The sequence below is a fragment of the Corynebacterium gottingense genome (assembly GCF_003693265.1).
GTDB classification, from domain to species: Bacteria; Actinomycetota; Actinomycetes; order Mycobacteriales; family Mycobacteriaceae; genus Corynebacterium; species Corynebacterium gottingense.
The window spans coordinates 25,909-39,613 of the sequence record NZ_RDRE01000015.1 but is presented as its reverse complement, the minus strand read 5'-3'; the positions used below and the strand labels follow the sequence as shown (position 1 = coordinate 39,613).

Here is a 13,705-nt window from a genome sequence, read left to right as displayed (position 1 = left end):
CCTTGACGGTGATGTCCGTGAGCAGGCCTCCCGTTTGCATCACTGCGCCGATGCGCGCGTTCCCCGTAGCCTGCTTGGGTGTGCCGCCAAGGACGCTCACCTGGCCCGACGTGGCCGTGGTGAGCCCAAGGATGATGTCGATGAGCGTGGACTTACCCGCGCCGTTCGTCCCTAGTAGAGCGACGATCTCGCCGACACGGACGTCGAAGGAAACGCCGCGCAGCGCGTGGACCGGATGCTTGCCACTCGGAGTGAACGTCTTGGTCACGTCCGCGACGTGGATGGCGACGGGGCGGGAGCTGGAAGCGACTGCTGCGGTGGACATGATTCGCAGCCTATGTATGGGCGACTCAGCGCGCACTGGTTTTTGTCATGAGGTGGGCATGACAATTGTCATGGGCGAGTGCGGGGGCGCGCCGGCCGGTACTGTGAGGGGTGTTCGAAGCGTTGCCGCGCCCGGCGCGGCCTCGCCGGCCCTCCCGAAAGGACCAGCACATGAGCAGCAAGAACCCGAATCCGTACAAGAACTTCTCGTACCAGCCGAGTTCGAACCAGCCCGGGGCCGGTGGGTCCGGTGTGTTCGGTCCTGGCGAGTTCGGGTCGGGGCAGCACTGGCGCGACGATGTCCCTTCCGACCCGGAGGAAAGAACGCTGTTTGAGTTCAAGAACTGGTGGGTCGTCATCGTGTTGGCGCTGGCGGTGGCCGGGGCGATCGGGTTGATCTACACCTCGATGACCGATGGCCCCAGCGGGGCGGAGACTACGGAGGGTCGGGAGCAGTCGCCGACGGCAGAGGCTGAGTTCCCGAATTTCGGGGCGGTGGATGAGCGGATCTCGCAAGCCAAGGAGGCAGGCGAGGAGCCCGCCATGTACCGCCCGGACGACTTCGATCCAAATTCCAGGGTGCAGGATCCGGTTCCGGTGAGTCCGAGGGGGATGGAGGCTCCGTCGAAAAGCGCCTTCGAGCTCACGCCACTCGAGGCCGGCGAGGTGGCGAATGTCGGGGGCATGCGCATCGGCGTCGGGCCGGTGCGCGACATGGGGAAATACGGCGAGGACAACATCCTCTGCCACGACGTGTCGTTCCTCAACATGACCAATGACGAGCTGTGGATTTCCAAGAGCGACTTCATGCTCACGATGCCGAGCGGGAAGACCGTGGAGCCCAGCTACGCGCCCGGTTTCAACCACTTGAACTTGACGTTTGAGCACGGGCAAACCAACAGCGGCGTGCTGTGCTTCAAGGCGGAGGCGGAGCCGGGGGCGTACACGGTGAACTTCGCGCCGCGCCCGCTGCACGCGACGCTCGCGGCGTGGAAGTCTGGGATGGGCGGGTAGTTGGCTGGCTTGGATGGCTTGGCTGGCGTTTCGTGGGCGTTTCACCAGGCCAGGCGACAGGGGCGGCGCTGGTGCAAACGGAGCTAGCTCCATTTGGCCGAACAGCCAGACCGCGACCTGGGGTTTTACGGTCGGCGCTGTTGTAGATGGAGCTAGCTCCATCGAGGCCAACCGCCCACCCGTTCGAGAAAACCGCAGGTCATGTCCGGTGCCGTTGTTAGATTGAGGGCATGAACAGCATCTCAGTGGTTGCCACGACGCTTGAGCAGCTCAGGCTATCCACCACGAACCCGGCCTGGGTGATACTTCGCGCGAAGAATGCCCCCGCCGTCCTAGCCATCCTGCGGTCGGTGTTTGAAGGGGATAATCGCCAGGTCGCCGGCTCCGATCTCGCGCTCGCCGTCGACGCCATGCTGGTGGACATCCGGGAGCAGACCGACATGGAGCTGCCGAAGACCGGTGTCGCCTACATCAATGACTGGGTCAAGGATGGGTACTTGGTGCGCCGCAGCCCGCAGGGCACCCGCGAGGAACTGTACGAGTTGTCCACCGACGCCCACGTGGCGATCGACTACGTGCAGCAGCTCACCAATCCGCAGCGGTCGGTGACAAAGTCGCGGCTGAGCACCCTCATTACTGGCTTGCGCGACCTCGCCGCCGAAACCGACGAAGACGAGGCGAACGCGATCCGCAGGTTGGAGGCGCAGCGCGATGCGATCCAACACCGGATCGACTAGGTTCGTATGAACGGCGTTGTCTCCATCTCGGACGAGGAAGCGGTGGAGAAGGCGCGAGAGATCCTGTCGCTGGTCAGCGACCTTCCCACCGATTTTTCGCGGGTGCGCGAGGAGATCGAGGACGTGGACCGGGCGCTTCGTGAGTCCATCGTCGAGGAGAAGCTTCACGCGCGCGACGTGCTGGAAAACGTGTTCCGTGGCGTGGACCTCATCACGCAGTCCGAGGCTGGCAAAGCGTTTAGCGGTTTCTACGAGGTCTTCTTGGACCCGGAGCAGTCGAAGCAGCTCGACGCCACCGTGAGTACCGTCCTGTCGCGCGACTTCGTGCGTAAGCTCTCGCCGATGGAGCGCGCTGAGCTGGGCCAATTAGTGGACACGCTGGACGTGTCGTCAGGCCAAGTCCACGATTCCATGACCAACCTTTCGCGCTCTTTACGACGCTTTGTGCAATCCCGTGAAGCCGAGTCCCAGCAGGCACTGATCAAGTCGATCAACGCCGCGCAGCAGATGGCGCTGCAGCTCGCGCAGGAGGGCATCGGCACCCACAGCCCAGTCGGTGTTGAGTTGGAGTTAACAACGATGCAGCCGACGTCACTGTCCAGCTGGAAGCTGCACGACCCGATGGAGTACAAGATCGACCGCGGCATGGAGATCAATGAGCAGGGGTCGATCGATATGGAGGCGATGCGCCAGCGCATCCGGGAGAACGAGATCGACTGGGAGGAGCTGCGCGGGGCGGTGAACGATGTGGTGGAGCGAGATGGCAGGGCGTCGATAAGCGATGTGCTCTCCGCGCACCCTGCGACCCAGGGGCTTGCGAGCGTGGTGGGGCTGATCAAACTTGCGCGCAGGCACGGCGAGCGAAGGGACGGCACCGAGCTGCTGCACTGGACGCGCGCGGACGGCACGAGGCTGCGCGCGCGATACGAACGGTTTGAATTCGACACCACGATTGGACGGCCATAAATGGACAACAAACTCTACGACGGCGACACCGGTACGCTCACCGGCCCGCAGCGCAGGGCGCTCGCGGAGCTCATCCGCGGCCCGTACGTGTCCAGCATCAAGACGCCGGAGGTGTTTCAGACCGTGTCCGGGTCTCGCGAAGTGCTCGCGCAGCAGCTGGACAACCTCTTCCTCACGCTCATCGTGGACGATGACGCGGGCGTGGCCTACACCAAAGCGTGGGAGGTGGACGTCCCCGACAAGCGCGCGATGCTGCGCAAGACCTCGCTGACCTTCATGGATACGGTCATAGTTCTGCACCTGCGGCGCGAGCTCGTCTCCACCAGCCCCACCGAGCGAACGATCGTGAACGAGGACGAAGTCTTCGAGGCCACCGTTCCTTACCAGGGGAAATCCGCAACTGATAAGTCGAATCCACGCAAGCAGTTCACGGCGTCGTGGAACAAGATGAAGCGGAACTCCATCGTCATCGACACCCCAACCGAAGGCCGATACGAAGTCTCCCCCGTCCTGCGCATCATCTTCTCCGGCGAGGAAATCGCCGCAATCACCGAATCCTTCCGCACCCTTCTGGAGCAGCAGCCATGACCACCATCCCCGGCCAATTCCGCCTCTCCCGTGTCCAGGTCTACAACTGGGGCACCTTCAACGGCCTGCACAGCGTCGACATTGCCCGCGAAGGCTACCTCATCACCGGCCCCTCCGGCTCCGGCAAGTCCACGCTCATCGACGCCATCTCCGCCATCCTGGTCCCGCCGAGCAAGCGCTCGTTCAACGCCGCTGCGGACAACCAAAAGCGCTCCGGGCGCACCATGATCACGTACTGCCGCGGAGCGTGGCGCCGCGAACACTCCGAGGACTTGGATGAGCTCACCCGCTCGTACCTCCGCAACGGCGCCACCTGGAGCGGCGTGCTCCTCCGCTACGAAAACGGCACGGGCGAGACGATCACCGCCTGCAGGCTCATGTTCCTCGCCGCCAACGCGCACGCTGACCAGGACATCACGGACCTGTATCTGCTACTGCCGCGCGATGCGGATCTCACGGAGTTTGAAACGCTTGCGGTAAAGAACCTGCCGATCACGCAGGCGAAGCAGGACTACGGCGATGCGCTGAACGTGGGGCGCAAGCACCCGCAGTTCATCGCCGCGCTGCAGCGAGCGCTGGGCATCGCCGACAGTGGCGCGCTCGAGCTCCTGCACCGCACGCAATCAGCGAAGACGCTGGGGGATCTCAACCACCTCATGCGCACCTTCATGCTTCCGGAGCCCGACACGTTTGCCGTGGCCAAACAGGCGGCCGAGAACTTCACCGCGCTGCACGGCGCCTACACCGCAGTGGTAAACGCGCGTGAGCAGATCGAGCACCTCGTTCCCGTCCGCGAAGCCGCGCATGCTCGCGAGGAGATCGCCCGTGCCACCGCGGTTGTGGCCGAGGAACAGGCGTGGCTCGACCCCTTCGTCTTCGGCTGGAAGGCGCAATTCGCCGAGCGCGCCTGCGAGCGGCACCGCAACGACCTCGAAGCGCTAGGCGGCGCGATCACGGCCGGCGAGGCTGAAGTAGAAACGCTTCGCAGCGAGCGCGAGGAGCTGCGCCAGCTTATCGACGGCAAACAGGACACCGGCCTGGCCAAGGCCGAAATGACCCGCGACAGCCGCCGCACACGCCTCGACCAGGTCAACAAGGCCGCGGAAGCCTTCGCCTCCCGGCTGCGGGTGCTCCAACTCACGCCACCTGGCTCAGCGGAGGAATTTGCGCGCATTTCACACCAGCTGGGAAAGGACCTGCACAACCTGTGCGCGCAGCACGACGCAGAAGACGCCAAAGCTACCACCGCGATCCAGCTCGTGGGCAAGCTGCAGGAGACCCAGACAGCCTTCAAGACCGAGCTGCAAACGCTGCACAAGTACAGTTCAGCGATGGATTCTCGGCTGCTGCGAGCTCGCGCCATAATCGCCGACGCGGCCGGCATCCGCGAGAAAGACCTGCCGTTTGTGGCCGACCTCATCTCTGTCAGTCAAGGCGAAGGCGCCTGGCAGGGCGCGGCCGAGCGCGTCATGGGCGGGTTCGCCCGCACACTCTTGGTACCCGAAGAGCACTACCGCGCAGTCTCGACAGCTATTGATGCCACGCACCTTGGCGCAAAGCTGCAGTACACCCGCATCACACCGGAGCAGGAGTTCGCGGCGCCCCGGAGCTTTCAACACGGCACGCTCGGCACGAAGATCGACGTGGCCGACGGGCGCTTTTACAACTGGGTGCAGTCGCAGCTCGCCCGCCGGTTCGACCACCAGTGCTGCGAGTCCCTGGATGAGTTCCGGCGCGCCCGTCGCGCGGTAACCCGCAATGGCCAGGTCAAGCACAGCGAAGCGGACCACGTGAAGGACGACCGCCGGCGCATCGACGACACGAGCACGTGGGTGTTGTGGGGCAACCTGGACGACAAGATCGACGCACTGCACGTAGAGCTGCAACGCGTGGGCAAGGAGCTAGCGCAGGCGGAGCAGGCGCGCGATACCGCAAAGCGCCGTATGAAGACGGCCCGCGACCAGATTTCCACGGTGGAGCGTCTCCAAGAGACAACAGATTTCAGCGAGATCGACACCGCGACCGCGGCCCGCCTGCTCGCAGAGTCGCAGGAGCTGGTGGACCGGCTCACCGACGGCAACGCGGAGGTCGCCGAATTGAAGAAGCAATTCAAAGTCCGCGAGAAGCGACTGGGCCAGGCCCAAGGCCACCTCAACGGGCTGATTGAACAGCGCGGCGGGCTGCGCCAAAAGCTCGAGCAGGCGGAACAGGCGCTTGCCGAGGCTCAGGCGCGCCTCGAGCGCGGAGCCCCACCGGAGGAGGTCCACGGCAGGCTGTCCAAGCGTGCCGGCACCATCGACGAGAAGAATATCGACCGCGTGCACGAGCAGCTGCGCAAGGCCATCACCGCCGAGCTCGACGAACTCAACCGCCGTGACCTCAAGTGCGAGAGCCGGATGCTCGACGCAATGCACCGCTACCTGCACAAGTGGGAGAGCCGCAAGGGCGACCTGCAGGCGGACAAGAGCTACCAGCAGGCGTTCCTGTCCGAGTTGGACCGCCTCGAAACCGAGAACCTGCCGAGCTTTGAGCAGGAATTCAAGGACCTCCTCCAGGAGCAGACGCGCACGCACTTCGGCCGCCTCCGCCGCCTCATCCGCGAGGCCGCGAGCAATACGCGCAAGTCCATCCAAACCATCAACGATTCCCTGGCACAGGTCGAGTTCTACCCCGACACGCACCTGCAAATTGAGGTCCGCGAGGCGCAGCCGCAGATCGCCCGCAAGTTCATCGAGCTTATCGACGCCACGCTCGACGGCATGATCAACGAGGCCGATCTAGAGGACAGCGAGCGCCGCTTCCACACAATCCGCGAGGTGATCGAGGCGGTCACGATCTCCGACACCACGAGCGCCCGCGAACAGAAGCTGCGCCTGGACACGCGTCAGCACGTGAAGTTCCTGGGCGTGGAGTACGGCACCGACGGCGTCCGCGGCGCGGTATACGACTCTGCCGAAGGACTCTCCGGCGGCCAGGCCCAGAAGCTCTCCTCCTTCTGCCTCGCCGCCGCGCTGCGCTACCGGCTCACGGGGATGGGCGCGAACCCGTCGCAAGCGAACAAATCCGTGGTCGAGGTTGAGGATGCGATGTACCCCCGCTTTGGCACCATCGTGCTGGATGAAGCCTTCGACCGCGCCGACGCCGAGTTCACGCGCGCGGCCATGGGAGCATTCCGCAAGTTCGGATTCCACATGATCCTCGCCACGCCCGAGAAGCTTTTGCAGACGGTGCAGGACTACATCGGCGGCGTGCTGATGGTGGAGTGCCCGGACCGCAAGCACTCGCAGACCAGCTGCCTCACCATCGAGGAGGCCCTGGATGAAAACCTGTGACCAGGTGCGCACCCGCGCAGCGACGTTCTACACCCGCAACCACCGGGCCTGGCTCGCCGGCGAGTTCTCGCCGCTTACGGTGAACCTGAAGCCACCGACGGGCCGCGCCGCCGAGCTTGACGAGGGGCGCGCGGTGCAGGCCTGGATCCAGGAATGGAAGCGCAGCCGCATCACCGCGGAGTGGGAGGAGAAGAAGCTCGGCTACCTGGGCACCTACGCACTCCCGGCGCGCGTAGTGCTGGACAGCCCCGCCACTGCTGCCCGCGTTGCCGGTCGCGCTGAGCATTGGCTGCGCATCAACACGCTGCTCGACGGCTTTGCCGCCTCACTTGGCGCCGACGTCCGTAGCCCTTTGATAAGCAAGCTTGCAGCGTGGGAGTCGTGGGATGATGCCACCGTCGCCCGTTTTGTCAGCGTAGTGCGGTGGCTGCGCACCCACGACGCGTCTGACTACTACGTCCGTGAACTCCCGATCTTCGGCGTGGATTCTAAGTGGGTGGAGGCCCACCGCGCGGTACTGAATGCCGTTGTCGGCGAATTGGGATTTCGCGAGAAGCCCGTCCTGGTGGAGCTGCGGAGCTTGGACCCGGACGCGTCATTCTGCGGGGTGCGGCACTGGTCGTGCCCTCTTTCCGAGCTGAAGGCACTGCCCGGGGGCCGCGTGTTGTTCGTGGAAAACCACCAGACGTTCCTTGCGCTGCCGGAGCTGCCGGACACCGTCGCGATCTTCGGTGGCGGCCTGCGCGCGCAAGTGCTGGCGAAGCAGCTGCCTTGGCTTGCTTCAAAAGAGGTGTTGTACTGGGGAGACTTAGACTCCTACGGCTTCTACATCCTTGACCTCGTGCGCGCACACCTGCCGCACACGCGGTCCGTGCTCATGGATTTGGACACCGCCCGCGACCACGACGCACTCGCCGTCGAAGAGCCGAGTCCTAGCCGCTTTGCGCCGGCGCGACTTACTTCTGGGGAGGCCGATGCCCTGGACTACCTGCGCAGCCACTCCGCAGGCGGATGCCTGCGCATCGAACAGGAACGCATCGTTTTCGGCTACGCGGTGGAGCGGCTGCGGGGTGTGTAGGTAACAGGCACTACTGGGATTTCTCCAATTCTTCCAACTCCTCGTCGATACGCTCGAAGTGCGTCGAGTCTTCTTCGCCTCGGCCATCAGCCACATCCCGTGGCACCGCCTTGCCCATGGCCTCTTCAACCAGAACACACAGAGCCTCACGGCGGTGAGAGAAAAATGACTCGAATTCGTCGTTGCGCAGTGCTTCCGGCGAGACCAGATGGGTGGCAAGGATCTCGTCAACTTCCTCTGCGTTGAGCTGCGCTTTCTCCTGCACCTTAGACAAATAACGTGACGGGGAGACGCCGCCAATTATCCGATTCGTTCGTGCACTGAGCATCGTCTTATTCACGATCGACTCACGCTGCTCAATATCAATCGCGTTCTTCTTACACCAGTCCTGCGGAAAAATGTGGTGGATGTCAACAGCAAGCTGCTGATACTGGTACGCACCAAACGTCTTAGCTTCCATCCAATCAATGCATCCGTTCCCCATAAGCAGCGCCATAATTCCCTTGTACGCTGCAGAGTTCCGAGTCCGCATCGAGTGCAGACGGGATTCTACAAAGTTCGCATCCGCTACCGTACGTGGAGTCGGTGCCGAAGCATCGCGTGCCCAAGCCGGGACCATTTCAAGGTCTCGGACGAAACGCGTTTCAATAGCACTGCCATATAGTTCTCCGAAGACACCAGCCCAGTACCACTTGACTAAGCGCGCACGCACTTGGTGCAGGTCCGCATCAGCACCAAGTTCGACGCGCAATGCCGCCAACGGCACGAGCTGTTTCAAGTACGGGACGTCAGCTGCCTGGAAAATATGCAGGTCTGCGAGAAAATCCGCTGCCCAAATGAATGCGTCGCGAAGCTGATCGCGCCAGTCTAGGTACTGGGAAAGCGTGAGCTTCAGCACGTCCTCGCGCTTTGCGGTGACACCGATCTTTCTGCTGCCTTCCGTGGCTTCTCGCTTCCGCTTCAAACTCGCAAGCATGGTCACGGCCTGGAGGAAGTCGGTGTTTTCCACCTTATGCAAAACCGGGTATTGCGCCCAGTACTGACGCGTCTCCTGCCAGTCATCATTCAACCGGAAATCACTGTTCGTCCTTGCGTAGTACTCCGCGTCACCTGCAAACACTGCGGTGAGGAGCTCAAAAACGTTGAGAGGAAGACCTCCAATGTTCACCTTCTCAAATACCGTGGCAACAGCTGCTTTATCCGTCTCCCGATCCAACTCGATAGCGGGAAGCTTGTAGCTCTTTGCTGGGAACACAAAGAGGCTTCCAAAGCGCTGGACGACCTCCGGATTCGGCGCTGTCATGGCCCAGGAAAACCACTCCTCCGAGTCATAGAGCAAAGTAATCGGAACATACCCCTGCTCTTGCTGCGCCTCACGCGTGCTCACGTCGAGTACAACATCTCGATCAAAATTCTTTTTAACCTTGCCGTCCGCAGGCACGGCGATCACCGCATCTTCAATGTTCTGCGGATCCTCCACAGCCAGGTTGATGTCCACGAAGAAACGACGATCGAAGAGCTTTCCCCTGGAGTCCTTGGTTTGCACCACACCGTCACCAGACAATGCCTGTGTCAGAGAAGTGAGTCGTTGCTGCCCGTCGAGAAGCAAAAAGTGTGGCTTCGTTCCATCCGGAAATTCTGTCCCCTCGATTGCTCGCGGTTTAAATCGAACCTGGTCATTTCCAGTTTCCAAGAGCATGACTACGCCCATCGGATGCCCACGCAACACCGTAATCAGCAGCTGACGGACTCGCTCTTCGTCCCACTTGTAGCCACGCTGAAAATCGGGCAACTGGATCGTCCCGTTGTTAGTCCGCTCCAGAAACTTTTCGAGCTCGATCATCGGGGTCTGAAAACCCATTCGGGAAACTCCTCCGCTTATGGTGACATGTCTCTGACCAGGTTATCCCATTGGCATCGCGCAAACTGGCCGGAGCAAGAAACTTCTCTCATGCGCACAACGTCGAGACTTCACGACGCTCCGATCTCTCCTTCATCTGGGGAGGGTTGGCAAGGCGGGTCTAAAAGGAGCTAGCTCCGTTTGGCCGAACAGCCGGACCGCGACCTGGGGTTTTACGGTCGGCGCTGTTGTAGATGGAGCTAGCTCCGTTTGCAGCGCCCCCATATCGCTACGGTGGCGTATGGACCAGCCCAAACCACGCCGTCGAAAGAGGACCCCGCATGCCGAACACTGACAACGCCCGCACCGACGTCGCCGTCATCGGCGGCGGATTCGCCGGCACCGCCGCGGCGATCACGCTCGCGCGCGCCAACCGCCAGGTCACGCTCATCGACGCAGGCCAGCCCCGCAATCGATTCAGCGAACACGCCCACGGCATCCTCGGCATGGACGGCGTGCCGCCAATGGAGCTGCGCGATCGGGGTCTCGCCGAGTTCCAATCCTTCGGCGGCACCCTCGTGCGCGCCACCGCGGACGCCCTGTCCCCCGCCGACGGCGGCTGGCGCACCACGCTCTCCACGGGCGAGACGCTCCGCTCTCGCCACGTCGTCGTCGCCACTGGCATCACCGACCGACTCCCCGACGTCCCTGGCCTGCGGGAACTGTGGGGCACGCGCGTCTTCCACTGCCCCTACTGCCACGGCTGGGAGGTCCGCGGCCGCAGCATCGCGCTGATCGGCGGCGCGAATCCGCCGTTTACGGTGAACGCTGCAAAGCTTTTGACCAAGTGGACCGACCGCCTCACCTTCTTCCCCAACGGGCTTTCGCTCGACGACGCCACCCGCCACCTCCTCCACGCCCTCGGCGCCACCATCAACGACGCCCCAGTCACCCGCGTGGACCCCGACGCCGCCTCCGCAACCGACGTGCTCGTGCGCGCCGGCGACAACGCCACCGCCTTCAACGCCTGCTTCACCGGCCCCGACTTCCTCCCCAACGACGCGCTGCTCAAGCAGGCCGGCTGCGCCACCGTCGACGGCACGCCTGACGGCTGGGTGCGGGTGGACGGCGGTGGGACGTCGATAAGCGGGCTCTGGGCTGCGGGCAACGTGGTGAGCTCGCCGGATCAGGTGCCGCAGGCGATGGGCGCGGGCGCGGCCGTGGGCATCAAGGTTGACCAGGCGATGCTGGCGGAGGATGTCGCGGGGCTCTAGGCGCGCCACCTGCGCTGCGCAGGCTGGATTGCGACGTAATTTTACCGTGAGAAGTTTTGAGGTTTCGGGAAACGTGAAACTTTAGGGGCCTAAGGTTTCACGTTTTGCCAGACGCGAAAGGTTAAGCCACCAAAGTTTAAGGTTCTCGCAGCGGCTGGCCTCATGGGGTACACCACTCCGGGTTTCCCCACTTCGCTGCCGCACCGAGTAGATCGGTCGCGAGCTCCGCACTGTGGAAGCGCCGGTACATCGTGCCTCCGTGCCGCATCATCCGGACGTTGAGGGCGTACGCGCTCTCCACCATCGCGTCGCGAGCAGGGAAATCCTCTGTACCTGCGAGGATGTCGTACAGGAAGTAGGCGTTGAAGGTCCACCGCGTTGTTTCCGCAATCGGGTAGTCGACCTCGTCGACCTGCCAGCCGTCGTGGTCCCCGTAGTATTTCTGCAGATCCTCGTTCCGCTCGGTGTTGATCCACACCTGCGGATGCTCTCCGTCGTACATCTCCCCGACCATCACCTCGATGTTCCCCGTGCTGATGCAGAAGGTGCGGAAGTAGTCGCGCTGCCGATTGGTCGAGGGCATTACCGTCGCGGTCCAGAGCTTTCCTTCTGTGGCCACCGGGGCCGGAATCGTCTCATGAATAAACCACCCGGCGATCTCGCGGGTGAAGAAGTAGTCGGGGCGGCGAGCAAGTTTGAAAAACTTTGCTCGGGAAGCCGGCTGCACGAGATCAGACACCGCCGTCCGCTTCGAACGGTCCCACGGCAGGGATACGCTGTTGCCTTCGGTCACCTCGATGACGTAGTCTTTGTCGCCGCGCGGCCGCTTCGTATCCACCACGTTGCGCACCGGGCTCACGCGTTCGGTCTCTGCGATGAGGATGCGCTCTGCCGCCAGCAGCGGTTCGGGCTCGGGCACCGGGAAGAATTCGAGACCCACGATGTCATCCCATCGACGGTGGTGGTTGGCGAACCTTCGGACGACGTTTACGGCCTGCCCGACGTAGGCCTCACCGTTTTCAAAGCTCAGCCGATAGATACCGCGCTTTTCCTTCCCCGCGAACAGGATCGCGACCGAATCGAGGTCATCCACCTGATACGCCGTGCCACGGAAAGACGCCTGCTCAAACTCGATGCTCATGTTCCGAGCATGTCACGGATAGCAGGCCTCCTCAGCCGAAATCAGGAACGATCTACTCGCTCAGGCTCCGTCCTTGAATGCCCTTCTGAACCCCGAGAACGCCGAGGAGGGAAATCAAACACACGATAGCGATGTACACACCGATGTAGATTGCGTTACCGCTGCGTTCCAAGATCATCTGCGAGATCATCGGAGCAAACGCACCACCAATAATCGAGCCCAGGGCGTACCCGATATTCAAACCGGAGAGACGTACAGAAGCTGGAAACATTTCCGCATATAGCGCCGGCTGGCCACCGTAGGTGAACCCGAGCAGGCTCCCGAGCACGATAGTGCCCATCGCAAACAGAAAGATTTGCCCCGAGTCAACGAGCACCCACGTTGGGAGCGCCCAGAAGATCAGTGCAAGGTAGCCCCAGATGAAGATGGTCCTTCGCCCCACTACATCAGAGAGCAAACCGCCGATGAGCGTTGAGAGGAACCATGCGCCGCTCGCCAGCAGCATGATTCCTAGGACCGTTGCACGCGGAAAGCCAAGCACCTTTGACCCATACGACACGAAGAATGCAATCACGAGGTACCCAGCCGCATTGTTACCTGCGAAGATCAGTGCGCACAGACCCACCAACTTTGAATGCCCAGCAAAGAGATCTTTGAGCGGCGCGGAGGAGCGCTCGCGCAACTCTTCGATCTCCGTGAACACCGGAGATTCCTCGACGCTCTTTCGGATAAAGAATCCAACCAGAATGAGCACCAACGACGAAAGGAATGGGATTCTCCATCCCCACGCTTCAAACTGCTCGGGTGACATCGCTGCCGTTAGCGTCAGCATCATAATGGTCGCCAGCATCATTCCTAGTGGGACACCGAGCTGCGGGAAGGCACCAAAATAGCCACGCCGCAGCGCGGGTGCGTGCTCGACCGCGATCAGCGCAGCACCGCCCCACTCCCCACCAGCAGACATGCCTTGGATGATTCGCAGCACCACGAGAAGAATTGGCGCTGCAATGCCCCACGCGGAATACGTCGGCAAGAGCCCCATGAGAAACGTAGCTATCCCCATACCCATCAGCGTGATGACCAGGACAGGTTTTCGTCCCATACGATCACCCAGATGGCCAGCGATAATCGCACCAAACGGGCGGAAGAGAAAGGAGATGCCTAGTGAGGCCCACGCGATAATCTGCGCCAGCCCCGGGGAGTCATTCGAAACGGGGTTGAAAAACTGCGTCGCGAAAATCAATCCCGCTGCTTGGGCGTAAATGAAGAAATCGAACCACTCGATCGTGGTGCCGACGAGAGCACCACCCAGTACGCGTTTATGCTCATTCGTGAGTTTCTCGCGTGTGGTTGGCTCATTTGCGATGAGGCTGGATTCTTTTCTGGGTGAAGTTGTCACTGTTGGTCCTTT

General features: G+C 62.3%; 9 protein-coding genes and 1 pseudogene. 6 read left to right on the top strand and 4 right to left on the bottom strand.

The features are described from left to right. Positions 1-325: ATP-binding cassette domain-containing protein (locus EAW56_RS09070; protein ID WP_122086223.1), on the bottom strand; the 325-nt coding region annotated here is incomplete at its 3' end. A 170-nt stretch (positions 326-495) separates the two neighbouring features. Here EAW56_RS09070 and EAW56_RS09065 point away from each other — a divergent pair. The 5 genes and pseudogenes from EAW56_RS09065 (at position 496) to EAW56_RS09045 (ending at position 8,039) form a co-directional block, all read left to right on the top strand. Next, entirely contained in the window at positions 496-1,338 is an 843-nt protein-coding gene (locus tag EAW56_RS09065) for a hypothetical protein (RefSeq protein WP_122086221.1), read from the top strand. 230 nt (positions 1,339-1,568) lie between these two features. Further along, positions 1,569-3,041 (top strand): annotated as a pseudogene (locus EAW56_RS09060) (DUF3375 domain-containing protein). Next, positions 3,042-3,629 carry a DUF4194 domain-containing protein gene (locus EAW56_RS09055; protein WP_122086220.1) on the top strand — a complete coding sequence of 196 codons (588 nt, stop codon included), beginning with the start codon at positions 3,042-3,044 and terminating at the stop codon, positions 3,627-3,629. Continuing rightward, positions 3,626-6,961 (top strand): ATP-binding protein, encoded by a 3,336-nt coding sequence (locus EAW56_RS09050; RefSeq protein ID WP_122086218.1) that lies wholly within the window; start codon positions 3,626-3,628, stop codon positions 6,959-6,961. Before EAW56_RS09055 ends, EAW56_RS09050 begins: the two co-directional genes overlap by 4 nt. Continuing rightward, complete coding sequence (locus EAW56_RS09045) at positions 6,948-8,039, top strand: DUF3322 domain-containing protein (protein WP_122086216.1); 1,092 nt, start codon at positions 6,948-6,950, stop codon at positions 8,037-8,039. Before EAW56_RS09050 ends, EAW56_RS09045 begins: the two co-directional genes overlap by 14 nt. Positions 8,040-8,049: 10 nt before the next feature. On the opposite strand, the gene EAW56_RS09040 is transcribed toward EAW56_RS09045, so the two are convergent. Beyond that, positions 8,050-9,900 (bottom strand): GmrSD restriction endonuclease domain-containing protein, encoded by a 1,851-nt coding sequence (locus EAW56_RS09040; RefSeq protein ID WP_122086215.1) that lies wholly within the window; start codon positions 9,898-9,900, stop codon positions 8,050-8,052. Positions 9,901-10,220: 320 nt separating this feature from the next. On the opposite strand from EAW56_RS09040, the gene EAW56_RS09035 reads away from it, so the two are divergent. Continuing rightward, positions 10,221-11,153 carry an NAD(P)/FAD-dependent oxidoreductase gene (locus EAW56_RS09035; protein WP_122086213.1) on the top strand — a complete coding sequence of 311 codons (933 nt, stop codon included), beginning with the start codon at positions 10,221-10,223 and terminating at the stop codon, positions 11,151-11,153. 160 nt (positions 11,154-11,313) lie between these two features. Here the strand turns inward: EAW56_RS09035 and EAW56_RS09030 are convergent, their stop codons facing one another. Together EAW56_RS09030 and EAW56_RS09025 are read right to left on the bottom strand one after the other, a co-directional pair. Beyond that, positions 11,314-12,294: a GIY-YIG nuclease family protein gene (locus EAW56_RS09030; RefSeq protein WP_122086211.1), complete on the bottom strand. Its 981-nt coding sequence runs from the start codon at positions 12,292-12,294 to the stop codon at positions 11,314-11,316. Positions 12,295-12,346: 52 nt separating this feature from the next. Further along, positions 12,347-13,693 carry an MFS transporter gene (locus tag EAW56_RS09025; RefSeq protein WP_122086210.1) on the bottom strand — a complete coding sequence of 449 codons (1,347 nt, stop codon included), beginning with the start codon at positions 13,691-13,693 and terminating at the stop codon, positions 12,347-12,349. Positions 13,694-13,705: the final 12 nt, after the last annotated feature.